General features: G+C 66.3%; 20 protein-coding genes and 1 pseudogene. 14 read left to right on the top strand and 7 right to left on the bottom strand.

Annotated elements, in window-relative coordinates; all coding sequences use genetic code 11:
- Positions 1–33: 33 nt before the first annotated feature.
- Positions 34–567 carry an ArsR/SmtB family transcription factor gene (locus ABIA70_RS21195; protein WP_354149565.1) on the top strand — a complete coding sequence of 178 codons (534 nt, stop codon included), beginning with the start codon at positions 34–36 and terminating at the stop codon, positions 565–567.
- A gap of 6 nt (positions 568–573) precedes the next feature.
- Here ABIA70_RS21195 and ABIA70_RS21190 read toward each other — a convergent pair whose 3' ends face one another.
- On the bottom strand, positions 574–1,908 hold the full coding sequence (locus ABIA70_RS21190; RefSeq protein WP_354149564.1) for an alpha-hydroxy acid oxidase: 1,335 nt from the start codon (positions 1,906–1,908) through the stop codon (positions 574–576).
- A gap of 99 nt (positions 1,909–2,007) precedes the next feature.
- On the opposite strand from ABIA70_RS21190, the gene ABIA70_RS21185 reads away from it, so the two are divergent.
- Positions 2,008–2,715, top strand: coding sequence for a FadR/GntR family transcriptional regulator (locus ABIA70_RS21185; protein WP_354149563.1), 708 nt, complete (start codon positions 2,008–2,010; stop codon positions 2,713–2,715).
- Between the two features lie 26 nt (positions 2,716–2,741).
- Here ABIA70_RS21185 and ABIA70_RS21180 read toward each other — a convergent pair whose 3' ends face one another.
- Positions 2,742–3,776 (bottom strand): LacI family DNA-binding transcriptional regulator, encoded by a 1,035-nt coding sequence (locus tag ABIA70_RS21180; protein ID WP_354149562.1) that lies wholly within the window; start codon positions 3,774–3,776, stop codon positions 2,742–2,744.
- 356 nt (positions 3,777–4,132) lie between these two features.
- Here ABIA70_RS21180 and ABIA70_RS21175 point away from each other — a divergent pair, with 356 nt between their 5' ends.
- The 5 genes from ABIA70_RS21175 to ABIA70_RS21155 are packed head-to-tail and all read left to right on the top strand — an operon-like array spanning position 4,133 to position 10,051.
- Entirely contained in the window at positions 4,133–5,560 is a 1,428-nt protein-coding gene (locus ABIA70_RS21175) for a Gfo/Idh/MocA family protein (RefSeq protein ID WP_354149561.1), read from the top strand.
- Between the two features lie 45 nt (positions 5,561–5,605).
- Positions 5,606–6,574, top strand: coding sequence for an NAD-dependent epimerase/dehydratase family protein (locus ABIA70_RS21170; RefSeq protein ID WP_354149560.1), 969 nt, complete (start codon positions 5,606–5,608; stop codon positions 6,572–6,574).
- Positions 6,571–7,476 carry a 5-dehydro-4-deoxyglucarate dehydratase gene (locus ABIA70_RS21165; RefSeq protein WP_354149559.1) on the top strand — a complete coding sequence of 302 codons (906 nt, stop codon included), beginning with the start codon at positions 6,571–6,573 and terminating at the stop codon, positions 7,474–7,476. The genes ABIA70_RS21170 and ABIA70_RS21165 overlap by 4 nt, the downstream gene beginning before the upstream one ends.
- Positions 7,476–8,579 carry a mandelate racemase/muconate lactonizing enzyme family protein gene (locus tag ABIA70_RS21160; RefSeq protein ID WP_354149558.1) on the top strand — a complete coding sequence of 368 codons (1,104 nt, stop codon included), beginning with the start codon at positions 7,476–7,478 and terminating at the stop codon, positions 8,577–8,579. The genes ABIA70_RS21165 and ABIA70_RS21160 overlap by 1 nt, the downstream gene beginning before the upstream one ends.
- 20 nt (positions 8,580–8,599) lie before the next feature.
- Entirely contained in the window at positions 8,600–10,051 is a 1,452-nt protein-coding gene (locus tag ABIA70_RS21155) for an aldehyde dehydrogenase (NADP(+)) (protein WP_354149557.1), read from the top strand.
- 146 nt (positions 10,052–10,197) lie between these two features.
- Here the strand turns inward: ABIA70_RS21155 and ABIA70_RS21150 are convergent, their stop codons facing one another.
- The 3 genes from ABIA70_RS21150 to ABIA70_RS21140 are packed head-to-tail and all read right to left on the bottom strand — an operon-like array spanning position 10,198 to position 14,695.
- Positions 10,198–11,352 carry a M24 family metallopeptidase gene (locus ABIA70_RS21150; protein WP_354149556.1) on the bottom strand — a complete coding sequence of 385 codons (1,155 nt, stop codon included), beginning with the start codon at positions 11,350–11,352 and terminating at the stop codon, positions 10,198–10,200.
- The gene (locus ABIA70_RS21145) at positions 11,349–13,511 is read right to left on the bottom strand and encodes a DUF6807 family protein (protein WP_354149555.1); all 2,163 of its coding nucleotides are present in this window, start codon (positions 13,509–13,511) and stop codon (positions 11,349–11,351) included. Before ABIA70_RS21145 ends, ABIA70_RS21150 begins: the two co-directional genes overlap by 4 nt.
- Before the next feature lie 17 nt (positions 13,512–13,528).
- A complete protein-coding gene (locus ABIA70_RS21140; protein ID WP_354149554.1) occupies positions 13,529–14,695 on the bottom strand; it encodes an acetylxylan esterase in 1,167 nt (388 codons plus the stop codon).
- A gap of 349 nt (positions 14,696–15,044) precedes the next feature.
- Here ABIA70_RS21140 and ABIA70_RS21135 point away from each other — a divergent pair, with 349 nt between their 5' ends.
- The 5 genes from ABIA70_RS21135 (at position 15,045) to ABIA70_RS21115 (ending at position 19,631) form a co-directional block, all read left to right on the top strand.
- Positions 15,045–15,989: a carbohydrate ABC transporter permease gene (locus ABIA70_RS21135; RefSeq protein WP_354149553.1), complete on the top strand. Its 945-nt coding sequence runs from the start codon at positions 15,045–15,047 to the stop codon at positions 15,987–15,989.
- The gene (locus tag ABIA70_RS21130; protein ID WP_354149552.1) at positions 15,979–16,929 is read left to right on the top strand and encodes a carbohydrate ABC transporter permease; all 951 of its coding nucleotides are present in this window, start codon (positions 15,979–15,981) and stop codon (positions 16,927–16,929) included. The genes ABIA70_RS21135 and ABIA70_RS21130 overlap by 11 nt, the downstream gene beginning before the upstream one ends.
- 399 nt (positions 16,930–17,328) lie before the next feature.
- A complete protein-coding gene (locus ABIA70_RS21125; protein ID WP_354149551.1) occupies positions 17,329–18,687 on the top strand; it encodes an ABC transporter substrate-binding protein in 1,359 nt (452 codons plus the stop codon).
- 230 nt (positions 18,688–18,917) lie between these two features.
- Positions 18,918–19,109: a three-helix bundle dimerization domain-containing protein gene (locus tag ABIA70_RS21120; protein WP_354149550.1), complete on the top strand. Its 192-nt coding sequence runs from the start codon at positions 18,918–18,920 to the stop codon at positions 19,107–19,109.
- Positions 19,110–19,139: 30 nt separating this feature from the next.
- Positions 19,140–19,631, top strand: a complete 492-nt coding sequence (locus ABIA70_RS21115) for an HAD domain-containing protein (protein WP_354149549.1) — start codon at positions 19,140–19,142, stop codon at positions 19,629–19,631.
- Positions 19,632–19,657: 26 nt separating this feature from the next.
- Here the strand turns inward: ABIA70_RS21115 and ABIA70_RS21110 are convergent, their stop codons facing one another.
- The gene (locus tag ABIA70_RS21110) at positions 19,658–21,463 is read right to left on the bottom strand and encodes an HNH endonuclease signature motif containing protein (RefSeq protein WP_354149548.1); all 1,806 of its coding nucleotides are present in this window, start codon (positions 21,461–21,463) and stop codon (positions 19,658–19,660) included.
- Between the two features lie 730 nt (positions 21,464–22,193).
- Positions 22,194–24,209, bottom strand: coding sequence for a beta-galactosidase (locus tag ABIA70_RS21105; protein WP_354149547.1), 2,016 nt, complete (start codon positions 24,207–24,209; stop codon positions 22,194–22,196).
- Positions 24,210–24,445: 236 nt separating this feature from the next.
- Between ABIA70_RS21105 and ABIA70_RS21100 the strand changes: the two genes are divergently transcribed.
- Both ABIA70_RS21100 and ABIA70_RS21095 read left to right on the top strand, forming a co-directional pair.
- A complete protein-coding gene (locus ABIA70_RS21100) occupies positions 24,446–25,741 on the top strand; it encodes an ABC transporter substrate-binding protein (RefSeq protein WP_354149546.1) in 1,296 nt (431 codons plus the stop codon).
- Positions 25,742–25,786: 45 nt separating this feature from the next.
- Positions 25,787–25,918: pseudogene (locus ABIA70_RS21095) on the top strand (ABC transporter permease); the annotation flags it as partial.

Below are 25,918 nucleotides of genomic sequence, written 5' to 3'. Positions count from 1 at the left end.
CCTTGCGGCGTATATGTCGCTAGGGTGGGAGACATGGTGACAGACGACGTATTTGCCGTCATTGCGGAAGCAACCCGGCGCGATATTTTGGTATCCCTTCGCGCAGGGGACAAGGCGGTAGGGGAACTGGTGGAGGAACTGGCGGCAAGCCAGCCCACCATCTCCAAGCACCTGAAAGTCCTGCGCGAAGCACAGCTTGTGAGCATGCGGGCCCAGGGCCAGAAGCGCTACTACGCCCTGAACCGCAAACCCCTGGAAGGTATCGCCAGCTGGCTGGAAACGTTCGACGTCGGCCCGGGCACCGCCGCCGCCCCGTCACCCGCCGCGTCGCCTGAGGCCGGCAAAGGGCATGCGGTGGCCACGCCCGTCCCGGCCGACGATGCCCTGGCCGCAGTGCTGGAGCGCGAAGGCGCGGAACTGAGCCCCGCCGTCGTTATTCCGGGCGGTACCGCGGCGCCGCTCAGTGACGACACGGTGCCGCAGCAGATCGGCCGCACCGTGGGCCGCGCCGCCACCAAGGCCGCCGATCTGCTGGCCAACCTGCCCAAGTTCGGCCGGAAGAAGTAGCCGCCGCTACTTGTTGAGCAGGCGGACGTGCTCCGGCGTCAGTTCGGCGATGCTGCTGACACCCAGGAGCGCCATGGTGCGGGCCATGTCCTTCTCGAGGATCTGCAGCGCGCGGTCCACACCGGCCCGGCCACCGGCCATCAGGCCATAGAGGTAGGCGCGGCCGATCAGGGTGAAGTCGGCGCCCAAAGCCAGGGCGGCCACTATGTCCGCGCCGCTCATGATGCCGGTGTCCAGGATGATGGCGGCGTCCGAGTTGTCCTTGGTTAAGGCTTCCTTGACATCGGGGAGCAGGTGGAACGGGATGGGCGCACGGTCCAGCTGGCGGCCGCCGTGGTTGGAAAGTACGATGCCGTCGGCGCCGTGGTCCACCACCTTGCGGGCGTCCTCAACGGTCTGGATCCCCTTGACCACGAGCTTGCCCTTCCAGGTTTCACGCAGCCAGTCCAGGTCCTCGAACGTCAGGGTGGGGTCGAACATGGAGTTGATCAGGTCCGCCACCGTGCCGGTGTAGCGGGAGAGGGACGCGAAGGTCAGCGGCTCGTGGGTGAGGAAGTTGAACCACCAGGCCGGGCGGTAGGACGCGTCCAGCACGGTCTTGACGGTCAGCGCCGGCGGGATGGTCATGCCGTTGCGAACATCGCGGAGCCGTGCCCCGGCCACGGCGGTGTCCACGGTGACCATCAGGGTGTCGTTACCGGCCTTGGCAGCGCGCTCGATCAGTTCAAGCGAGCGGTCGCGGTCCGTCCACAGGTAGAGCTGGAACCAGTTGCGGCCGTTCGGGGCGGCGGCAGCCACGTCCTCGATGGAGGCGGTTCCCATGGTGGAGAGCGTGTAGGGGATCCCGGCGGCTTCGGCGGCCTGCGAGCCGGCGTATTCGCCTTCGGACTGCATCATCCGGGTGAAGCCGGTAGGGGCGATGCCCACAGGCAGGCACGAGGACTTACCCAAAATGTCGGTGGTCAGGTCGATGCTGGAGACGTTGCGGAGGATGCCGGGCCGGAACTCGATGTCCAGGAAGGCTTCGCGGGCGCGGCGCAGGGTGATCTCCTCTTCCGCGGCGCCGTCGGTGTAGTCGAAGGGTGCCTGCGGGGTGCGGCGCTTGGCCATGTCGCGCAGTTCCCAGATGGTGCTGGCGCGCTTGAGCCTTGCTTCCTTGCTGAACTCCGGCTTCTTGAACTGCATCAGCGGGGCAAGGTCAGCGTACTTGGGGATACGGCGCTTGAGGGCTGCGGGCACTGCCGGGGCTGCCGGGCGCGGTGCCGGCGCTGCGGCGGGGAGATCCGCGGCGTCCGGAGCCGGGGTGATCTCGGGGTTGTTCGGCTGGATCGTGTGGGTCATGGCTTCCTCCGTTGGCTGGCCGGCGCACTGAGCAACCGCTGCTGTGGTCTAACCACACTGTAAGCCATGTGGTCCAACCACATCAAGTAGCATTGCCGTATGCGTACCCACCAGCTTGTCCTGCACTGGATCGAGGGCCAGCTCTCCGAGGGCAAACTGGCGGTCGGAGGTCGGCTTCCCGCTGAACGGACCCTCGCCGAGCAGCTGAAGGTTTCCCGGACCTCGGTGCGCGAGGCGATCCGCATCCTGGAGGCGATGGGGGTCGCCCGTGCCGGCGTCGGATCCGGGCCCGAGGCCGGAACGGTGGTCATTTCGGATCCGACGGCGGCGCTTGGCTCGGCTCTGCGGCTCCACGTTGCCACGCAGCACCTGCCGGTGTCGGACATCGTGGAGACGCGCGTCCTTCTGGAGTCCTGGGCGGCGGCCCGGGCAAAGGCTGACGCTCCCGAGCTGGAACAGGCAGCCGCGCTCCTGGACGAGATGGACGCCGTCGGACGTGCGCACAAAACCGCAGACGATTTCCTGGCCCTGGACGTCCGGTTCCACCTTGCCCTGGCCGATGCCGCAGGCAACGCCGTGGTCAGCGCCATGATGGGCTCGCTGCGCGAGTCCATCCAGGGCTACGCGGCCCGGCTGACCGGCCATCTCCCCGACTGGGACGCAACGGCGGCCCGCCTGGGGGCTGAGCACCGGGAAATCCTGGCAGCCATCCGGAACGGCGACGGCGAACGGGCGGCCAAGCTGGTGGCTGCCCACATCGAGGGGTACTACCGGGAGGCCGGCGTCGGGCGGACCGCGGAGGCCTGACCGGACCCCGGGATGGAGCGCGGGCTCTAGCCGTGCGTGGCCGTGCGGGGCGCCTTGGCCGGACCGCTGCTGGCCCGGATCTCCAGGCGCGGCTGGTACCTGCTTCCGGGGGCGTCGTTCTCTTCCTTGCGGATCAGCGCACGCAGCTGGTGCCATGCCTGCTGGCCCAGCTCCGTGATGGGCACGGCGGCGGTGGTGAGCGTCGGCGTGGTGTAGCGGGCGAACGGGATGTCGTCGAAGCCCGTGACGGAAATGTCTCCTGGAACGTCCAACCCGCGCTCGTGGAGCCCGCTCATCAGGCCCATGGCCACCAGGTCGTTGAACGCAAGGATGCCGGTGGCGCCGCTGTCCAGCACGGCGTCCACTGCGTCATGGCCGGTGTCGAAGTCCGAGCCGCCCTCAAGCATCAGGACCTCCACCTGCGGGTTGGCTGCCTTGAAGGCCTCCAGCCCCTCAAGCCTGAGCCCGTTGGAGGCGCTCCGGGGCGGTCCGGCCAGGAAAGCCAGGCGGGTATGGCCCAGTTCCACGAGGTGGCCGGCGAGGTCCTGGACGCCCTGCCCGTAATCCACCACCAGGCTCGGGACGCCTGCGGCAGTGGTGGTCCTGTTGATCAAAACCAGCGGATGCAGGGACGGGACGATTTCCTCAAGTTCGGCGTCGCTCATGCGCGGGGCGCACAGAACCAGGCCGTCACACCGGCGGCGCGCCTCACCCGCAAGGATGGCCTCCTCGCTCGACACCTCAAAAGAATCGGCGATCAGCACACGGTAGCCGTCCTGCGCGGCCGCCCGGCTCAAGCCGCGGAGGATGGCCTGGAAGGTGGGGTTGGCCAGGTCCGGAACCACGATGCCTATGGTGTCGGTCTTTCCCAGTGCCAGGCTGCGGCCCACCGGGTTGGGCTGGTACTTCAGTTCCGCCGCGGCTGCCCTGACCCGGGCTGCAATCTCCGGATCCACCGTGAAGTTGCCATTCATCACCCGGGAAACCGTGGCGTGCGAAACGCCGGCCTTGACCGCTACATCTGCGATGCCGATCCTGCCGGTTGCCGATCTCCTGACCATGGCCTGCCTTTCGTAGGTCCCCCGGGCCAGTCTGCAGCCAGGGGGCTGGCAATGTTCACGGCAGATGGCGGTGTCGTGGGAAAAGCATATAACGCTATCGGAAACCGATTTCTATCTTTGGGAGGACAATCCCCGAGCGTTGCCGGTGGCGTTCGCCGCACAAGGCAGGGGCGCGGGCCCGGAAAGCGCTTACTCGTAGAGAGGGCAAGGGTTGACGCGGGTGTGGTGCTCTTGGTACAAATCATATAACGAACCGAGAAAACGCTTTCTCGCAACAGTTCCGGAAACTGACCCAGCGCACCACCACGAACGGCCGCCATCCGGCCGAGTTTTGAGCTTTTCGAAAGGGACCCCTCATGGTCAATACAGCCGAATCGAGTTCTGCTACCGCTGCCCGCGCGTCCAGCCCGCTGCAGGCAGGAGGCGGAGGCAAGGCGCGCATCGCCCTCATCGGTACCGGCGGGCGCTCCGAGATGTACATCCGTGCCATCCTCGGCAAGCACTCGGACACCGCGGAACTCGTGGCCTTCTCCGACGTCAACCCCGGCCGGGTGGAGTTCTACCAAAAGCTCATCCAGGAACTCGGTGCGCCGGGCCCGGTCGCTTCCTTTGACCCCGCAGATCTCACCGCATTCATCCGGGCCAACAGCATCGACCGCGTCGTGGTGACCACGCCGGACTACACCCACGCGGACTACATCGTGGAGGCACTGGAGGCGGGCGCCGACGTCGTCGTCGAAAAGCCTCTGACCATCGACGCCGAGGGCTGCCGCCGCATCACCAAAGCCGTCGAGGAGACGGGCCGCAACGTGGTGGTCACCTTCAACTACCGGTACTCCCCGCGGAACAGCGCGCTGAAGGAAATCATCCAGAGCGGCGTGATCGGCAAGGTCACCTCGATCGATTTCAGCTGGGTCCTGGACACCGTCCACGGCGCCGACTACTTCCGCCGCTGGCACCGCGAAAAGAAGAACTCCGGCGGCCTGCTGATCCACAAGGCATCCCACCACTTCGACCTGGTCAACTGGTGGATCAACGACGTCCCGGAGCGCGTGTTCGCGTCCGGCGGGCTCAAGTTTTATGGCGATAAGAACGCCGCCGAACGCGGCCTGGGTCCCCGTCCCGAGCGTGGAACGCCCGACGCCGGCGCCCCCGCCGCCGCCGAAAAGGACCCGTTCGCGCTGGACCTCCGTGAGGATGAGCGGCTTAAGGCGCTCTTCCTCGACAACGAGCACTACGACGGTTACCGCCGCGACCAGGACGTCTTCACCGGCGGGATCACCATCGAGGACAACCTGGCGCTCGTGGTGGAGTACCAGGGCGGCCCGCGGCTGAGCTATTCCCTGAACGCCCACAGCCCGTGGGAAGGCTACCGGGTCGCTGTCAACGGCACCGAAGGCCGGGCCGAACTCGAAGTCGTGGAGCGCGCCGCCGTCCTGCACAGCACGGACAAAAAGACCGTCGTTGACCCGAGTGCGACCCCCGTCGAGGAAGAGGACGCCGTCCGCCGCAACGGCGAACGCCTGGTGGTCCAGCGCCACTGGGAAGCAGCCTACGAGGTGCCCATCGTCAACGGCGAAGGCGGCCACGGCGGCGGCGACGAACTCCTCCTCTCGGACCTCTTCAACGGCCCCGGCGAGGACCCGCTGGGCCGACCGTCCGGCTACCTCGACGGCCTCCGCTCAGTCTCGGTGGGCATCGCCGGCAACCGCTCACTGGAGACCTCCCTCCCCGTCCGCATCGAAGACCTGGAGCTCGGCGCCGACCTCCGCCGCGGCGCCTGAGTCCGTCCCGGACAGTCCACGGACCCCAGACCTGAAGGAAACACCATGAGTAGGATTTTTGTCACCGGCGGCTCAGGCCGGCTGGGACGCAGCGTTGTGGCGGGCCTCGCCGAAGCAGGCCACGAAGTCATCTCGGTGGACCGTGACGCGCTTCCGGCGGACCAGTTGCCAGCCGGCGTCGTGCAGGAAACCGGTGACCTGCTGGCCCCGGGTGAGGCCCTGCGCCTTCTGAAGCAAACCTCGCCCGACGCGGTGATCCATCTTGCCGCGATCGCCGTCCCTTTCAGCGCGCCGGAAGACGTCATTTTCGCCACGAACACCCGGCTCGCGTATGCAGTGATCAGCGCGGCTACCGAACTGGGCATCGGCAAAATTGTCACAGCCAGCAGCCCCACAGTCCTGGGCTACGGTTCACCGGCGGGCTGGCTGCCGGACAGCTTCCCGCTGGACGAACGGACCACGCCGAAGCCCTGGAACGCCTATGCGCTGTCCAAGCTGATCGCCGAGCAGACCGTTCAGATGTTCGCCGCGGCGCAGGGTGGGAAGATCCGGTACGCAGCCTTCCGGCCCTGCTACGTCATCTCCCCGGAGGAGTGGGAGGGCGCGCCCACGCAGCAGGGCCACACCCTGGCCGAGCGCCTGGCGGACCCCGCACTGTCCGCTCCAGCACTGTTCAACTACGTGGACGCCCGGGATGTTGCCGACTTCCTCGACGTGCTCCTGCAGAAGATGGACTCCATCCCCAACGGGGAAACCTTCTTCGTCGGGGCGGCAGACGCACTGGCCACCGCACCGTTGGCCGAACTGATGCCCCGCTTCCTGCCCGGAAGCGAAACCCTGGCCGCCGGCCTGACCGGCACCAGCCCCGCCTTCTCCATCGCCAAAGCCCGCGAACTGCTGGGCTGGGAGCCCAAACGCAGCTGGCGGACCGAACTGAAAACGACCACCACCCTCAACGACGAGACCTCCGCCACCCTGGTCACAGCAGGTGCCGGATCCAAGGAGACATCATGAAATTCGACGGCGTACTGTTCTTCCCCGTCACCCCGTTCACGCCGGAAGGCGCTGTTGATGTGGAGCTCCTCAAGGAGCACATCGGTTCACGGCTCCCGTTCGGTCCCGGCGGCGTTTTTCCCGCCTGCGGCACCGGCGAATTCCACGCGCTGAGCATCGAAGAGGTGCGCACCGTGGTGACTGCCGCCGTCGAGGTCGTGGCCGGAAAGGTTCCCGTGGTCGCCGGAGCCGGCGGGCCGCTGGGCCACGCCATCGCGTGCGCCCGGATCGCCGAGGAAGCAGGCGCCGATGCCCTGCTGGTCCTGCCGCCGTACCTGGTCACCGGACCCACCGACGGGCTCGTTGCGTACATCGAGGCAGTGGCCGACGCCAGCAGCCTGCCGGTCATCGTCTACCACCGCGGCAACGCCAAATTCACCGCCGCCTCCATGACCCGCCTCGCCGCCAACCCAAAAGTGATCGGCTTCAAGGACGGCCTGGGCGATGTGGGCCTGGCCCAGGAAATCGTCTCCGCCGTCCGCGCCACGGGACGCCAGGACTTCGCCTTCTTCAACGGCCTGCTGACCGCTGAACTCACCCAGGGCGCCTACCGTGGACTGGGCATTCCGCTCTACTCCTCGGCCGCGTTCGCTATGGCACCGGAGATCGCCAAGGCCTACTACGACGCTTACGTCTCCGGTGACGAGGACCGCCGCAACGCCCTGCTCGAAGGGTTCTACGCTCCGCTGGTGCGCCTCCGTGACCAGACCCCCGGCTTCGGCGTCTCGCTGATCAAGGCCGGCCTGCGTCTGGGCGGGATGGCTGTCGGCTCGGTCCGTCCGCCGCTGATGGACCCTACCGAGGAGCAGCTCGTCCAGCTGAAGACCATTCTGGCCAAAGGCTACGAGCTGGCCGGCCGCTGATGAGTGCGCCCGCGCTCGATTCCGTCAGGACCGCACCGCTGATCACCGGCCTGACCACGCGGCTCCTGACCGTCCCGCTGCTGCGCAGCTGGGGAGTGGAGGCGCCGGAAAACCATGTGATTGTTACGGAGATCCAGACGGACGACGGCGGCGCGGGGCACGGTTTCTCGTGGACACCCACCATCGGCCCGCAGGCCGTCCAAGCCCTCCTCGACTACGACATCGCGCCCTTCATCACCGGGCTTCCCGCCAACCCCGAGGCGGTATGGGACGCGCTGTGGAAGCGGCTGCACGAGGCCGGCGGCGGGGGACTGACCACCATCGCCATGGCCGGCGTCGACCTCGCCCTGTGGGACCTCCAGGCACGCCGCGCGCATACCTCGGTCACCGGGCTGTTGGGGCAGCGGCAGGAGTCCGCCGAAGTGTATGGCTCCGGCGTGAACCTGCACTACAGCCTCGAGGAACTGGTGGCCCAGACCGAACGCTGGGTCGCCGCCGGGCACCGGGCGGTGAAGATCAAGGTGGGCAAGCCGGACATCCGCGAGGACGCCGAGCGTGTGGCGGCAGTCCGGTCCGTGCTGGGCCCGGACCGCAAGCTGATGATCGACGCCAACCAGCGGTGGGACCTGCCCACAACCTTCAAAGCCCTGGACGTGCTCGCGGAGTTTGGACTGGAGTGGCTGGAGGAGCCCATCCGCGCGGACGACCTCTGGGCTTACCGCCGGCTGCGCAAGCATTCATCGGTGCCCATCGCCCTCGGCGAAAACCTGCACACCATCTACCGATTCCGCGATTTCATTGAGGCGGAGGCGGTGGACATCATCCAGCCCAACATCATCCGCGTCGGCGGCATCACGCCCTTCCGCCGGATCGTGGAGCTCGCCCGGACCAACAGCATCCGCGTGATGCCGCACCTGCTGCCGGAACTTTCGGGCCAGCTCGCCCTCACCCTGGCGGAGCCCACGCTGGTAGAAGACGTGGAGGACGCGTCCTTCGAACAGCTGGGCATCCTGGCCGGCCCCTCGCCGGTGCGCGTCAGCAACAGCCGCCTGACGCTCACGGACCAGCCGGGACTGGGCTTCCGCTTCACGGACCACCCGTAGACGACGAACAGGAACTTTCAGTGACAACTGCAACCCTTTCACTTTCAGAACTCACGGCTGCCGCAACGCAGGCCGCCGCCATCTCGGCCAACGCGTCGGACGCCGACCGCGCAGCCTGGCTCACCGCCGTCGCCGACGCCCTGGACGCCAACGTGGCCGAATTGGTGGAGATCGCGGACTCCGAAACCAGCCTCGGCACTGCCCGCCTGACAGGCGAAGTGGCCCGGACGTCCGGTCAGCTCCGGCTTTTCGCCCGCGTGATCACCGAAGGCTCTTACCTCGAGGCCGTCATCGACCACGCGGACCCGTCCGCCACGCCACCCAAACCTGACCTGCGCCGCATCCTGCGTCCCATCGGCCCGGTTGCTGTCTTCTCCGCCTCCAACTTCCCTTTCGCGTTTTCCGTGGCCGGCGGCGATACCGCCTCCGCCCTGGCTGTGGGCTCCTCGGTGATCGTTAAGGCACACTCTGGCCACCTGAAACTGTCCGAACGGACGGCCGAGGTGGTCACGGAAGCCCTTCGTTCAGCCGGAGCCCCGGACGGATTGTTTGCCTTGGTGAGCGGCCGCGAGGTGGGTACCGCGCTGGTGCAGGATCCCGCCATCAAGGCCGTGGGGTTCACCGGATCCATCCCCGGCGGCCGGGCGCTGTTCGATCTCGCAGTCTCCCGGCCCGATCCCATCCCGTTCTATGGCGAGCTCGGCAGCCTGAATCCGGTGGTCATCACCGCGGCCGCGCTGACAGAGCGCTCCGGCCAGTTGGCGGCGGGACTGGCCGCTTCGTTCACCATGGGTGCAGGCCAGTTCTGCACCAAGCCCGGGCTGGTGTTCATCCCCTCGGGCACCGGTTTCGCCGCTGAAGTGGCTGAGGCCAGCAAGGACAAGCCGACGGCGCCCATGCTCACCACCCGGATCTCCGACGCGTACCCCGCTGGCCTGCGCAGCGTCGCTTCACTGCCCGACGTGACCATCGTCAGCGGCTCCGCGGACCAGGACGCCACCCGCGACGGCGCCGCGCCCGTGGTGTTCTCCACCTCCGCCGCCAACGTCCTGGCTCGCCCGGACGAGCTGCTGGAGGAGTGCTTCGGCCCCACCACGCTGCTGATCGAATACTCGGACCAGGAGGAGCTCTCCGCCGTACTGGCCGAGGTTCCCGGCAGCCTGACCGCCACCGTGCACGCCCAGCCGGGGGAGGACATCGCGGCCCTTGTGGAGCAGCTGTCCGGCCTCGCAGGCCGGGTCCTCTTCGACGGCTGGCCCACCGGCGTCGCTGTGAACTGGGCGCAGCAGCACGGCGGCCCGTACCCGGCCACCACGTCCCTGTTCACATCTGTGGGCGCGACGGCGGTACGCCGCTTCCAGCGCCCGGTAGCCTACCAGGATGCGCCGGAATCCGTCCTGCACCCGGCCCTGCGGGAAAGCAACCCGCTGGGCATCCCGCGCCGCGTGGACGGTGAGCTCCGCCTCCCCTAGACGCTCTGGCACTTGATGTCGCTTAAACCGAAACGCTCTTGCAGTTGATGCCGGCAGTAAGGTAACAACTGCAAGAGCGTTTGGCGTTTCGGGTCAGGACCTGCCAGAGGGTTGGGAAAGAGGGCGCAGGACCTGCCAGAGGGTTCCTAAAGCTGGAGGGTGACCGGGCGCTGGAGGCCGTTGACAGTGGTGGTGGGCCAGCGCTCGTCGACCGTCAGGACCGTGAGCCCGGATTCGGTGACCTGAACGGTGTCCTCGACCTTCACTCCCGGACCCGAGGGGTTCCACGTGAATGGCTGGTTCATCACCACGGTATCGGTTGCCGTTGCCGTGACCCGCGGGTCGCGGCCGGCATAGCCTGCGGGACCGCCCTGATGGTGCTGCTCCCACTGCTCCGCGCCAAAACCATGCCGCACATAGGCCGCCTTGATCTCCCCGAAGATGCTGTCCAGCCGGGCGCCCGGTACTGTCGCGTCGAAGATGTCCGCCTCAACGGCTGCGATGCGGGCCTCGGCGTCGAGCTCTTCGGGAGTGCCGGCGTCGAACCTTACCCAGCGGGTGATGTTGGCGACCAGGCCGTCCCGGCGGGCGCATACCACGGCCATGGCGCGGCGGCCGAGCGGCGCATGGGTGGCCAGCGGGTGGCGGAACCCGCTCCGGGAGCTGCCGTTGCACAGGAGCACCAGGGGCTCCGCGCCCGCGGCAACCACCCGGCCGGCCAAGGCCGACGCCAGCTCGAACTCCGTGGTCTCAGGCCCCGCTGTGGACAGCACGTCGGTCATGATTCCTGCCAGTTCCGCGCTGAGATGGGTGTAGCGGGCGCTCTCGGCCGGGAGCAGCTGTTGCCGCGCCGCCCTGAGCTCGTTTGTCACCGCGGCCTCCGCCAGGGGAGTGCCTGCGGAGGCAGTGGAACGTCCGACGGCGGCAGCGGCCTCGTGCAGGTTCCCGTACCACGGCACCGAATGCAGGGTGACGCCGGGTGGAAGCTCCTCGGCTGCCAGGCGGCCCGCCTCGTTGTTAAAGGTCACCAGGTGATCGCCGTCGCGGTCCACCAGCACGGCGGCGATGGGATCGCCTGCCAGGCTGATGTGGACCCGGCTGCCGTCCAGATACCAGGTCAGGGCTGTGTGGGTGGTCAGGAGCAGCGAATCCTGTTCCCTGGCGTCGAGGATGTCCAGGACGCGGCGGCGCTTGATCTCGCGGTCGGCTGCGGAGGCCGGTGCTGTCCGCCCACTGAGGGTTGCCTCCAGCGCTGTTCCCAATGGGAGCGGCGAGGCCGCGGTGGTGGTGGTCTGGCTCATGACTGGTCCCCCTGTGTCTTGATCAATGTCTCTATGGCTTGCGTGCCCAGGATTCCGTCGGCAATGAATACCGCGATGCTGCGGCGCACCGGGCTCCCCGGTTCAGCAACCACCGGCGCATCCCACGCCAGCGACTGGCCGACACCCGGATAGCCCTCCGCCCTGACGAACCACGGGTCCCTGGAGCCTTCCGCGGCGACGAACACAAGCGTCGCGGCGCCGCCGGCATCAGCGCCCACGTCAGTGCCGCCGTCGGGCGTTCCTGAATGGTTGGACGTTCCTGACCGGTCGCGCGAACCAGCTCCAAAGTTGCCCGACCACGCGAGCCACGGGGTGACACTTCCGTGCACAGCGGCCTCACCGCTAAGAGCCACACCGCCGGAGCCAGGCGCCCATACTGTGGCGCCCGGACATTCCGGGAGGCGCCAGAAGAATCCGCCGTAGCCGCCCTGGTCGCGGCCGTTCGAACCCGGGCTGCCCAGGCTTACCGGGTGATCGCCGGCGGGGGAAAGCGCGAAGTCGAGCGTCAGGCGCCAGACAGCGGAACCGGCCGGCGCCCAGGTCCAGGTGCGTTCCTCGGTCAGGACGGGAGCGCCGTCGGGGCCGTTCCAGGTGAGGGTCTCGGTCAGTTCGCCGCCGTGCCCCGGCTGCTCACCAGTGCGGACAATACTGCCGTGGTCCGGCCGCCAGATGTATCCGCCGGCGGCCCTGGTGTACGTCCGGCCGCCCCAGAAGTTGATCCCGTCAACGTCTTGCAGGGCCACTCCCACCCCCAGATGCCAGACGTGGTCCAGCGGCTGGTGGTCCGTGACGACAGTCCCGGCGAGTGTGCGGACGGGGTGGAGGTAGGGGCGGGGCGAGGACACGGCGCGGATATGGCTGCCGTCCTGGTACTCAGCCACGGCCTGCCCAGCGATGTCGAAAGTCCGTTCCGGCGGCAGCTCGCGGGCCCAGGGAACCCCGAGTTCGGCAAACGTGGCCTGAGCCTTGGCCGCCCGCTCGATCAGTTCCGGGATGCCTTTGACGACGGGGTGGGCGTCGTCGCCGTCGCCCGCCCAGCTGAGGTGTTCGGCGCCGATTTCCTGTGGGTCCGGGGCAGTTCGGATGGCTTCCAGCACGGACGTGAAAGCGCCGGTATCGGCCAGACCACACAGCAGGGGAGCGCCGGTGGCCCGGGCCGCGAGCAGGTTCTCCAGCAGGTCAGTCCGCCCGAAGGTCTCGCGGCGCTCGCCGGCGGCGGTTGTGGTGACCACCTCGTCCTCGGTGTAGAAGAACGTGATGTCCCCTTGCGTACCGTGGACCGTCACCGAGGGATCCTGCTGCTCCGGCGCGCAGAGTGTCAGGCCGCACAGCAGGGTCTGCCCGGCGGCGGTGCGGACGCGGATCACGGAGGTGTCGTCGCTCTGGGTGTTGTGGGCGCGGTAGAGGTCGGTCTTCACAGATGCGACGTCGGCAGTTGTGTGGGCGCCCGCCAGGTGCAGCCCGGTTGCCACGGCGTGCGCGAGGGCATTGGTGGCCACCCCGTCCACGACGTCGGTACCGTCCAGGTTGCGCTTGCCGGCCCAGCGGGACCGTTTGAAGTACCCCTTGGACCGCAGCCACAGGCCTTGGGCGCTCAGGCCCAGGACATCCCCGATTTCGCCGGCCGCAATGGACTTGTTTATGGCAGGCAGGGCCAGCGATCCCAGGCTTTGGAAACCCACCTGGACCAGCCTCCCCGATGCTTCGGCCGCAGCCGCCACCTCCTGGAACTGTGCCAGCGAGGCCACGGGGGGCTTTTCCACATAGACGTCACAGCCCGCCGCAAGCGCAGCCAATGCCAGGGGCGCGTGCGTCTGGATGGGGGTGGCCAGAATGACCACGTCAGGAGCGGTTCCCGAGGCTAGCAGTTCGTCCAGGGCAGTGAAGACCGCCACGCAACTGCCCAGGCTGCCGTCCTGCGGCGGATGCGGATCGGCCACGGCCACGAGTTCGACGGTGCCGGAGGCCTCCAGCCGGGCAAGGTTGGCGAGGTGCCGCTCGCCGAAGCCGTGGACACCCACCAGGGCGATCCGCGGACGGGCAGCCGGAGGCTCGCCCGGACCGGCCCCGACGTTCGACCGCGGTTCTGTGCTGCCTGCTGTGGTGCCATCCGTTGTGAAGGCTGATTGCTGGGTCATCAATGGTCCTTGGGTACCTATGCTGTTGGAACGGTTGACTGGATCCGCGCGCCCGGGCTGCCGGCGCCCAGGTTTGCGGCTAAGTAGGTGATGGCTTCATTCTGCATCCCGGCAGTGAAGACGTGTCCGCCCGGCCAGAAACTCCCCATGTAGCCGTCCGGGTGGAGTGCCTCCAGGGTCCTGTGGGCATCGCGCATGCCAGCCTCCGGGAAGAGCTGGTCAGCGAGGGCATACTGCACCAGGAACCCGTCCGCCCCGGATCTCGCTGTGAGCTCCGGCCAGTCGCCCAGTTTCCACAGCCCCGGAGTCTGCAGCAGCCAGGAATGCGCATCCAGGTAGGCCGGCAGGAGGGAGTCAAAGGTGGTCATCATGCAGGTCACCACGTAGTTCCGGATCCTCGGACTCAGCGCCGCGAGGGTGAGTGCCCTGCCGCCTCCGCCGGAGAAGCCCAGGCAGCCCAGTCGCGCCGCGTCGACTTCGGGCAGCGAGGCAAGTATCTCCAGTGCCGCGAGATCGTCATGGGCCACCATCCCGGCCAAGCTGGTGCCCAGCAGTCCGGCCGTTTTGGCCACGGTGTCCTCGTGGAAGCCCGCCGCTGCGTTGTACAGTTCCGCATCGGTTGGTACGACGCCGTCCTCCCGCCACTGCGACTTCCTCGCCTCAAGTGCCGAGGCAGTCCGCCATGGCGGCTGGGAGAGGTCAAACCGCCGGCTGCCCCACGCAAACGTGTCGTGGGCCAGGACGGCGAAGCCTGCCCTGGCCACCTCCGTGGCGAGGGCCCGGCCGTCATAATGGCCAGCTCTGGCCTCGGCAGCCGACGGGTGCGCCTCGCGAAGCTCCACCAGGCGGTCGGCCCCGCCGAACTTGTTTCCGCCGTGGCAGTGCAGGGCGAGCAGGCCCGGAAGCGGCCCGTAAACGCCGGCCGGACGCACCAGCCAACCCGTGGTGCGGGGGCCGAACCCCAACTGCCAGCTGAGCTGGGAGGTGGTGACGCCGTCGTGCGTTTCCGTCCAGTCGATGGTGGCGTCCGGTGGGGGGCCTGCGGCCGGAACACCCAAGGCTTCCGACAATTCCTGCGCGGCGGCGGTGGCCGAGACGTAGCGCTGCTGGCCCTGTACATAGCGGGGCCAGTCCTCATAACCGGCAATGGCGCTGGGCCGGGCCGGCTGGTCTGCTGTGCTCACGGGCCTGCCTGAAGTTCGGGGGGATGATCTAGAAAACGCTTTCTCAAAAACTAACAAAGGGCTGTACACGAGTCAAGAAACCGTTTACTTTGGTACGGAGCCGCTTTTTCAACGTCCCGCTGGACGGTGGCATATCCGTATCGCTGCCGCAACGATAACCCGCTGCAGCCGGCAGGAGGATCTTGCGACCTTGGCGGCACGTTGCACCGATCGCCCCGGCGATCACCCAGACGTGGATGGCCACGATGACCAAAGGAGACCACATGGCCGCTAAACCAATCCCCAGGACGCCCAGCCCGGCATGCTTGCCGGCGCCGGCGGGCCTGATGCGTGAAACGGAGTCGCCACAATGAGCGCCATTAGTGAACTCAGTACGCTCAAGCGCCGCAAGGGGCCGATGACCGCTGAGGAAAAGAAGGCCAACGGCCGCGACAACAAGGCCGCGTATATCTTCCTCTTGCCTTGGCTGGTGGGGTTGGTAGCGATCACCATCGGGCCGATGCTGATGTCGCTGTACCTGTCCTTCACGGACTACAACCTGCTCCAGCCGCCGGAATGGACCGGCCTGGACAACTTCACCAGGATGTTCAGCGACGCCCGCCTGCATAACTCCCTGGGCGTCACGTTCACCTACGTCCTGGTGGGTGTTCCGCTCCAGTTGGGGGTGGCCCTGCTGATCGCGCTGGTCCTGGACAAGGGCCTGCGCGGGCTGCCGTTCTACCGTTCGGTGTTCTACCTTCCCTCTCTGCTCGGCGGCTCCGTTGCTGTTGCCATCCTCTGGAAGCAGATCTTCGGCACCACGGGTTTGGTGAACCAGGTCCTGGCGATCTTTGGTGTCCAGGGTCCGGGCTGGATTTCCGATCCCAGCACCGCGCTGGGCTCGATCATCCTGCTCCATGTCTGGACGTTCGGCGCCCCGATGATCATCTTCCTGGCCGGTCTGCGGCAGATCCCGGTCATGTACTACGAGGCCGCCAAGGTCGACGGCGCCAGCACCCTCCAGCAGTTCTGGCGGATCACGCTTCCCATGTTGAGCCCGATCATCTTCTTCAACCTGGTGCTGCAGATCATCGGGTCGTTCCAGTCCTTCACCCAGGCTTTCATCGTCTCGGGCGGCAACGGCGGCCCGTCGGACTCGACGATGTTCTTCACGCTGTACCTCTACCAGAAGGGCTTCGGCCAGTTCGACATGGGCTACGCCTCGGCCATGGCATGGTTCCTGCTGGTCATCATCGGCGTCTTCACCGCAATCAACTTCATCGCTGCAAAGTATTGGGTGTTCTATGACGACTAAGCTTCAGACGCTGCCCGCCCCGGACAAGAACACGTCCGGCGCCGGCAAGCCAACGAACCGCCGCAGGCCCGGGAAGCCCCGCGAGTCCCGCGGGACCCTGGCCTTCAGCCGCAAACAGCGGACCAAAGCCCTGGCCAAGCACGGCATCCTGATCCTCGCCGGAGCCCTGATGATCTACCCGCTCCTGTGGATGGTGGTCTCCTCGCTCCGGCCCAACGAGCTGATCTTCCGCGATCCCGGACTCTGGCTCAACAGCCTGGAAATGAGCAACTACACCGACGGCTGGTCGGCACTGACCCACCCGTTCGGGCACTACATGCTCAATTCCGCGATCGTGGTCATCGGCTCGATCCTGGGCAACCTGATCTCCTGCTCCATGGCCGCCTATGCCTTCGCCCGGCTGCAGTTCACCGGCAAGAAGCTGTTCTTCGGCATCATGCTGCTGACCATCATGCTCCCCTTCCATGTGGTGATCGTGCCGCAGTACATCCTGTTCTCCCAGATCGGCTGGGTGAACACCTTCTGGCCGTTGCTGGTGCCCAAGCTTCTGGCCACGGACGCGTTCTTCGTCTTCCTCATGGTCCAGTTCATCCGCGGCATCCCCAAGGACCTCGACGAGGCAGCCCGGATCGACGGCGCCGGCCACCCCCGGATCTTCCTGCGCGTCATCCTGCCGCTGATGGTCCCGGCCCTGGCCACCACCACCATCTTCACCTTCATCTGGACCTGGAACGACTTCTTCGGCGCTCTGATCTACCTGACGGACCCGGACATGTTCACCGTTCCTGTGGCGCTGCGCGCCTTCGTGGACTCGCAGTCCGCCACCAGTTGGGGATCGCTGTTTGCGATGTCGATCGTGTCCCTGCTTCCGGTGTTCCTGGTCTTCCTCTTCGGCCAACGGTTCCTCATCAAGGGCATCGCCACCACCGGCATCAAATAGGTCCGGCCCGCAGTTTCGTCCCGCGCTCACTGCTCCCGCCAACGGCCCGTCCCGCAGGACGGGCCGTTGGCCGTTCCAAACCCCGGGCCTCGGATTTATGCCGGCGCGGGGCGGCGCGGCGACAAAACCGGCGTCGGCGCCTCGACCGTCGTCGGGCGTGACACCTGGGGTCGGGCGCCAGAAGGACGGCGGCCCGGTGCCCGGCATCGGGCGCCTCGAGCTACTCGGGCGTCGACGAACGACGTCGGCCTGGCGCCCCGCGCGGGTCGTCAGCTACCACGTCAATTTCGACCGCGATATCCTCTTGTATTACAAGTTTCATACTTGTAGTATCAGAATCAAGAAAGCGCTTTCTCGCTTCTACCCAAATAACAAGATCAAAGAAGATCGGAGTACCCAGTGCCGTTTTTCCCCCGCTCTGAGTCTGCTGCCAGTCAACCGTCGGAGACAACTTCCCGCAGCGCCCGACGGCGCTTCCGCTCGACGGGCGTTGTTGCAGCTGCAGCCGCCGCGGTTCTAGCCCTGAGTGCCTGCGGCGGGGGTGCCTCGACGCAGAGCGCGGATGGCACCGTCGAGCTGCGGTTCTCCTGGTGGGGCAGCGACAAGCGCGCCCAGCTGACCCAGGCAGCCATTGCAGCGTTCGAGGCCGAGAACCCCAAGATCAAGATCAAGCCCGAGTACGGTGACTGGAGCGGTTACTGGGACAAGCTAGCCACCCAGGTTGCCGCCAACGATGCGCCGGACATCATTCAGATGGACGAGAAGTACATCACCGAGTACTCCAGCCGCGGTGCCCTGCTGGATCTCTCCAAGTACAAGATTGACACGTCCAAACTGGACGAGGCCGCGCTCAACGCGGGCAGGAGTGAGGACGGCCTCACCGGTATCGCCGCGGGTATCAACGCTGCCACGATCGTCGCGAACCCGGCAGTGTTCAAAGCGGCGGGTGTGGCGCTGCCGGACGACAAGACCTGGACATGGGAGGACTTTGGGCGCATTGCCGCTGATGTTACCGAGAAGTCCCCGAAGGGGACCTACGGCGCTGCCGCCTACGGCACGGACGAAGCCTCGCTCGGTGTCTGGCTCAGGCAGAATGGCAAGTCCCTCTACACCTCCGATGGCAAGCTTGGTTTCGAACCGAAGGACATCGCCGAGTGGTGGGCATTCCTCAAGCAGCTCAGCGAGAAGAAGGCTGTGCCGTCGGCATCGGAAGTGGTGGAAGCCGAAGCTGCACCGCTCGACCAGAGCGGCCTCGCCACCGGCAAGAACGGCCTGGCCTTCTGGTGGTCCAACCAGTTGCCGGCGCTTGAGAAGGCAGCCGGTGCCGACCTGCAGATCCTGCGCTTCCCGTCCAAGACCGGACAGGCGGCAGACTCGCAGCTTTGGTACAAGGCTTCACAGTTCTGGTCGGCATCCTCACGCACCAAGCACCCTGAGGAGACTGCGAAGTTCATCGACTTCCTGGCCAACAATGAAAAGGCCGGAGCGGCGCTGTTGGCAGACCGCGGCGTGTACCCCAACTCTGCTGTCCGGGCGGCCATTGAGCCCAAGCTGACCCCCGCTGACATCAAGGTGGTCAAGTTCATCGATCAGATCAAGGGCGAACTCGGCGAGGCTCCGGCTCCGCCGCCGAAGGGCGCCGGTGCAATCCAGGAGATCGTGAAGCGCTACACCTCCGAGGTCCTTTTCAACAGGCTCTCAACTGAAGAGGCCGGCAAGAAGGCCCACGACGAAATGAAGTCGGCTATCAGCAAGTAGTCCTCACAACAGCGCGTCCCCGCACCGCCCACGCGGCTCCGGATCCTTCCGCGGAAACCTCTTCCGCAGAAGCGTCCGACGGCGGGTGGCAGCTCCGTCCCGGCAGGAACCTTGGGTTCCCGGCGGGACGGAGCTGTTTAAGACCTAAGGAATTCCGGCGGCAGTTCCTGCGCCTCAGCCTTACTTAGTCAAGCCTTGATCTTATTGATCCAGTGGCTGACACTCTCCCGATGGGAGTTTGTGAAGAGTTGCGGGCGCTGACAGTCGTGGTTGACCGGCTCGCCGAAAAGTTTCCGGAAGTGCGCAGGGACATCATCGAGGAGGTTGTCCAGCAACAGCACCGTGCGCTGGATGCCGGGAAAGTCAGGGACTTCGTTCCCGTCCTCGTAGAGCACGCGGCACGGGAACGTCTCACACAGTGACCTTCTGACCGTGGTGTGGGCTGAGGCTAGATGAAGCCGATCATCCTGCTCGACATCGACGGGGTCCTCAACCCGGTCGCCAGCCCGGCCGACGACGGCGGGGACCGTCCGAAGTTGACCCTCGATCCGGAAAAGAGCGCCTTGGTCCGAAAGCTCGCAGCCCTGGGCAGGATCGCTTGGGTGTCGACCTGGCCGGCGGACTTGGTGGCGGGGCTGGAGTCGCAGCTGCACCTTGAGGTGGAACCCCTGCGCGCCGTGATTGTCCTGCGACCGGACGACGATGACCAGCCGACCCCCAAGCTGCGGTCCGTGACCAGATGGCTGGCCAGGATGGATGCCCTCGGCGAAGCCGACTGGGACTCCGTCGTCTGGATCGATGACGTGCTCGGGGCAGACGCCCGGGAGTGGGCGCACGGCTACACGCGGCCGGTGTTGCTGGAGAAGCCGACACCGGACGTTGGCCTCGCGGAAGTGCATGTCGTCGCAGTAGCCGTGTTTGTTGATTCCGTAGCCGGCGGCTGAACTGTCGATCGGAAGACACTGAACTACTAAGGCGATAACCTCAGCGGCCGAGCTTCATCGACGTCCCCTTGTGGTGGGGGTGGTGGTTTGAAGTAGTGGTTTTGTTGGGGTTTTTGGGTGGGGTCGATGTGGGGTGGTGGTGTGAACCATGGGGTGCCGTTGTGGGTGGTGATGGTCCATTGTTCTTTGTGGATGAGGTGGTGGTGGTGTGAGCAGAGGAGTGTGCCGTTGTTGGTGTTGGTGGGGCCGTTGTGTGACCAGTAGGTGATGTGGTGGGCTTCGCACCAGGGGGCGGGGATGGTGCAGTTGGGGAAGGTGCAGCCTTGGTCGCGGGCGGTGAGGGCGAGGCGTTGGGCGGGTGTGAAGAGGCGGGTTTTGCGGCCGAGGTCCAGGATTTCGCTGTGGGTGCCGAGGAGTGCGGGGATGATGTCGGCGTCGCAGGCGAGTTTGCGCAGGGTGGCGGCGGTGACGGGGCCGGTGAAGGCGTAGTTCCCTGTTCCGTTGGTTGGTTCTCCGGTGCCGGTTCCGTTGGCGGGTTCTGCGGTGCCGGGGCTGTGGTGTTGGGGGAGGAGGTCCTGGTAGTGGATGGTGGCGAGGATTTGGGGGCGGTTTCCGCCGGTGGTGGGCAGGGTGTTGGTGGTGAGTGCTGCTTTGATGGCGCCGATGATGCCGTCGAGTTGTTTTTGGGAGCGGGTGCGCCGGTCCAGGTCCATGTCGGGGCCCGGGTCCGCCCAGCCGTCCTGGCCGGTGCTGCCAGCGGTGCGGCCGCCGGTGCTGTCATCCGTGCCGCTGTCTGTGCTGCTGCCGCCGGTGGTGGGGGTGGTGGTGCGGGGGTTGGTGGCGGCGTTCATGGCGGCGAGGAGTGGTTCGTATTGGTCGGTGGTGGCGAAGATTTCGAGGTGGTGCAGGCCGTGGCGTGGTTTGCGGATGAACGCGCCCTGGGTGTGGCGGAGTGCTTCTTCGCTGGGTTCGGTGCCGTCGGCGTCGAGGGTGTCGGACCAGCGGCGGGCGACGCGGGCGAGGAAGTCCGGGTCGGTGGTGGCGGCGGTGCGGGTGAGGTCGGTCTCGATCAGGGTGAGGGTTTCGGGGGTGGTGCGGTGTTGGAGCCGGTCCAGGGTGAGGCTGATGATGGTCCCGGCCCGGGAGGACACGGCAGGGCAGGCCAGCGCGGGCCCCGAGGCGCCGTCTGCGGCGTCGTCGGTGTCGGGGCCGGTGGTGGGGGTGAGTCCTGCTGCGAGGTGTTCGCGTGGTGGTGGGGTGGTGTCGCCGGTGAGGGTGGTGGCGGGCAGCGTGGCGTGGGCGAGGTGGAGCCGGCGGTGGGCTTCGCTCTTGCCGATCCGGAGCCGGACGCGGAGGAACTCGGCGGTGTTCGCGCACCCGTCGTCCGCCGGCGAGGATAGAACAGGCGGCGTTGTGGGTCCGGCGGGCCAGGTGGTGTCGGTTTCGTTGAGGGTTTCGGTGCCGTTGTCCCAGCCGGTGATCCATCCCCGGCCTGAGTGGGTGCGTGCTGTTGCGGCGGCGGTGATGGCCTGGTTGCGGGTCCTGTCCACGGTCCCGGCGGCGAGGATCTGGAGGTACTCCACGGTCCGGGAGATGTCCTCCACGGTGCCGGCGAAATCGGCGGCTTCTGCGTAGGAGGCCATCGAGAGCCGGTCGGGCGCTGCGGCGGCGACGGCGTTCGCCGCGGCCAGCAACGCGGCGAGCCGCGCGCCGGGGGCCGTCCCATCGGTGAAAGCAGCATCAACAGGGGGATGGGCAGCAGGCGGGGCCGGGCGCGTCAGCACGGCCGTGCTACCGCCGTGCTCCGTAAGCTGATCCCCAAAAGCTTCCATGGGAACAGTCTTCCCGGAGGGTACGACATTATTGCCGGCGTCGGCGGTACCGCCGCTGGAAGCGCCCCCAACAGGCGGGGCCGGGCGCGTCAGCACGGCGGTAGAACCGCCGAACCTCGCGAGCTGATCCCCAAAAGCTTCCATGGGAACAGTCTTCCCGGAGGGTCTGACATTATTGCCGGCGTCGGCCGTCCCGCGACTGGAAGCAGCGCCACCAGGGGCTTGGGTACAAGACGGGACGGCGCGATTGAGCACGGCGGTAGAACCGCCGAACCTCGCGAGCTGATCCCCAAAAGCTTCCATGGAAACAGTCTTCCCGGAGGGTACGACAATATTGCCGGCGTCGACCGCCCCGCGACTGGAAGCGCCCCCAACAGGCGGATCCCCAACAGGGGCGTGGGCAGCAGGCGGGGCCGGGCGCGTCAGCACGGCGGTAGAACCGCCGGACGCGGCGAGCTGATCCCCAAAAGCTTCCATGGGAACAGTCTTCCCGGAGGGTCTGACATTATCGTCGGCGTCGGAGGTCCTGCGACCGGAAGCGACCCAACAGGCGGATCTACAACAGGCGGATTCCCAACACGCGGAACCGCGCGCCTCAGCACGGCGGCAGAACCGCTAAACATCGCGAGCTGACCCCAAAGCTTCCACGGAAACACCCTGCCAAGGGGGTACGACGATAAAGGAGAATGGCCCCGGACCGGATAAGAAGCCCGGGGCCACCCGAAGAGCCTTACGCCTCGGCGATCACCGCAACGCTGCCCGCGGCCACCGTTCCAGCAAAGGGTTCTCCGCTCAGCAGGTCCGTCCCGGAGGCCTGCACCGACGCCGACGAGCGCGAGTGGTTAATGGCGAAGAGGTAGGACCTGCCGTCGGAGGTGCGGCGGCGGGTAAGTTCCACTCCAGCGTCAGCCTGGGCCACCGGAGTGATTCCGGATTCCGCCAGCAGCCGCTCCACCACCGTTTCGATGCCGTCTGGGTCTGGGAACGTCGCCAGGTACCACGCTGCGCCGGAGCCAACGGCGTGGCGGGTCAGCGAGGGCACACCCTCAAGCGGGTATTCCGTGAAGGTCTGCACCGCTTCAGCGCCGGCGAGGCGAAGATCCTCGCTCCACACGGTGGACACGCCGCCGTCGCTCAGTTTCAGCCGGGCACCGGCCAGCAGCGGGTGGAATTCCTCCACCCGGATCCCCAGCAGATCGCGGAAAGCGCCGGGGTAGCCGCCAAGCCGGATGTGGTCCTGTTCGTCCACGATCCCGCTGAAATACGTGACCAGCACAGTCGCCCCGGCGTGGGCGGCCGCGGAAATATTGGCGGCGGCGTCATCGGAAACAGAGTACAAAGTGCACACCAGCACCAAGTCGTAGCCCTCCAGCGAAGCCGACGGGTGCACGATGTCCACGGAGATCCCGCGCAGGAACAGGGAACGGTGGAACGCACGCAGGACGTCCAGGTACTTCGCATCCTGGCTCGGTTTGGAGTCGATCTCGCTGGCCCACCATGCCTCGTAATCGAACACGATGGCGGCCCTGGATTCCACTCGCGAGCCACGCACCGGCGCGAGCTGTTTCAGTGCCGACCCCAGCTCCACCACCTCGCGCCACACCCGCGTGTCGCGGCCGCCGTGGGGCACCATCGCCGAGTGGAACTTCTCGGACCCGGCAAAGCTCTGCCGCCACTGGAAGAACATCACAGCGTCCGCGCCGCGGGCCACGTGCGACAACGAATTGCGCAGCATTTCGCCGGGCATCTTGGGCTGGTTGCGCGGCTGCCAGTTGACGGCCGACGTCGAATGTTCCATTAGGATCCACGGGTCGCCGCCCGCAATTCCACGGGTGAGGTCCGCGCTGAACGCCAGCTCGATGTGCCGCTCCGGATCTGCGGCCACGAGGTAGTGGTCGTTCGCGATGACATCCAGGTCCTTGGCCCAGTCGAAGTAGTCCATGGATTTGGTGGCGCTTGAGGCCATCAGATTGGTGGTGCAGGGAATCGAGGGCGTGACTTCCCGGAGGACGGCAACGAGTGATTTGTAGTAGTCCATCAGTGCCCACGAGTTGAACCGCTGGAAGTCCAGCTGCTGCCCCGGGTTCAGGGTGGAAGGTGCGACGGCGGGCGGCAGGATTTCCCTGAATGAGCCGTAGTTCTGGGACCAGAAAGCGGTGCCCCAGGCGGCATTGAGGGCTTCGATGCTCCCGTACCGGCGCTCCAGCCACGCGCGGAACGCCGCGGTATCCTCCTCGCCGTAGAACTCGGAGACGTGGCAGCCCAACTCGTTGTCCACATGCCAGAGGGCCAACGCCGGGTGGTCTTTGTATCTCTCCGCGATAACGCGCGTAATCCCCGTGGCGTAGCGGCGGTAAACGGCCGACGACGGCGTGTAGTGCCGTCGTGAGCCCGGCCCCAGCACGGTTCCGTCAGCCGTCACCGGGAGGATCTCCGGATGCTTGCGGACCAGCCACGCCGGGGGAGCAGCAGTAGCAGTGGCCAGGGCCACCTTGATGCCCGCGCCGGAAAGGTTGTCCATGACCTCGTCCAGCCAGCCGAAATCATATTCGCCCTCGGCGGGTTCCAGCAAAGCCCAGGAGAAGATCCCGACGCTGAGGAAGCTGACACCCGCTTCCTTCATCAGCTCGAGGTCTTCCAACCGCACACTGACCGGCCACTGCTCCGGGTTGTAATCCCCGCCATAGGCGATCCCTTCCACCTCGCTCCAGATGCTGGAGGGGCCGGAATTTTGCTGCAAGGTCATGGGACTCCTTTGTCGTGGCGCGGTCGTGGCGTGGTTGTGGCATGGGCTGTGCAGAAGAACGTGTCGAGGGTCTTGGGGACGGACCCAACCTACAGGAAACAGGCGTTTGGGAAAACGCTTGCCCAAATCAGGAATTGCCGATATTGTATCGATTCAGAAGATGTGTAAGCCAGCTCACAGCACACGTTGTGAATATCGGAACGATGCGGCTTGCACAAACGAGCAAGGAGGCTCTCATGATCAACAGAAGGAATTTCCTCACCACGGTGGCTATCGGCACCGCGTCCGCCGCAGCGCTGGCGGCCTGTGGAACAGGGGCCAGCACCACCAGCGGCGGAGCGACGGGCTCGGCTGAGAACCCGGTCACTATCAACTACACCTGGTGGGGCAACGATGACCGCGCCACCCGCACCCGCAAAGCCATTGAACTCTTCGAAGCCAAGAACAAAGACATCAAAGTCAACGGCAACTTCACCGACTTCGCCGGGTACTGGCAGAAGCGTGCCACCGAGGCAGCCGGCGGCGGCCTTCCCGACGTCATGCAGTGGGACCTCTCCTACCTCCGCGATTACGGCCAGCGGAACCAGCTCCTGGACCTCAGCACCGTCAAGATCAACACGGACGCCTTCGATAAGTCCCTGCTGCCCTCCGGCCAGATCAGGGGCAAGACTTTCGGCATCCCCACCAGCACCAACGCCTTCGCGGTTTACTACGACCCCGCCAAACTTAAGTCGCTGGGCATCGCTGAACCGGACGGCAGCTGGGACTACAAGGAGTTCAACACCTTCCTGACCGAGGTTGGAGCCAAGGGTAACGGCGCACTCTTCGGCGGTACCGACTACACCGGCGTGTGGTGGATGTTCAACGTCTGGCTGCGCCAGAACAACATCGCAGCCTTCACCGAGGACGGCAAGCTCGGCTTCAGCAAGGACGATCTGAAGAAGTGGTGGAACACCACGGCAAGCCTGCGCGGCACCCCGGCCCTAATCTCCGAGGAGCGCGCCACCCAGCTCGCCCCGAAGTCGCCGTTCGGCTCCAACGTGACCGCCACGGAGGTCACCTGGGATAACTTCATGGCCGGATACCTTGCCGACAGCGGCGCGAAGGAACTCAAGCTCGTTCCCGTACCCTCGGATGACAAGGACAATCTGGGCCTGTTCCTCAAGCCGTCCATGCTCATGGTGGCCAGCGCCAAGACCAAGAACAAGGATGCGGCTGCCCGCTTTATCGACTTCATGGTGAACGATCCCGAGGTGGGCCAGATCTTCAAGACCTCCCGCGGTGTTCCGGCCTCCAAGACCCAGCGTGACGGCACCACCTTCGAGGGCACCGACAAACTGGTTGTTGACTACGAGAAGTCCATCGAGAAGTATCTCAAGGACGCTCCCGAGCCGCCCATCGTCGGTTTCGGCACGCTTGAAGCCTCCTTCAAGCGCATCAGCTCTGAGCTGAACTACGGCAAGGTCACCGTGGACGGCGCTGCGGACGCGTGGTTCAAGGAAGCTGAAGACCTCATCAAGCAGAACGCCTGATCAGCAGATTATCTGCCAGGCCTTCACAACTGACGGAATGAACTCGTGACTCAAAGCCCAACCCTGAGCAGGCGTTCGGCGTCGCCGTCCGCTCCCGCTCCGCGCAAGTCAAAGCGGAGCGGGGCGGACGCCCGCGCCGGCTACACCTTCCTGCTGCCCTGGCTGCTGGGATTCATC

The organism is Arthrobacter sp. 754, assembly GCF_040548695.1.
Taxonomy (GTDB): Bacteria; Actinomycetota; Actinomycetes; order Actinomycetales; family Micrococcaceae; genus Arthrobacter.
The sequence above is the reverse complement of the archived record's forward strand: the minus strand, read 5'-3'. Positions and strand labels throughout refer to the sequence as shown.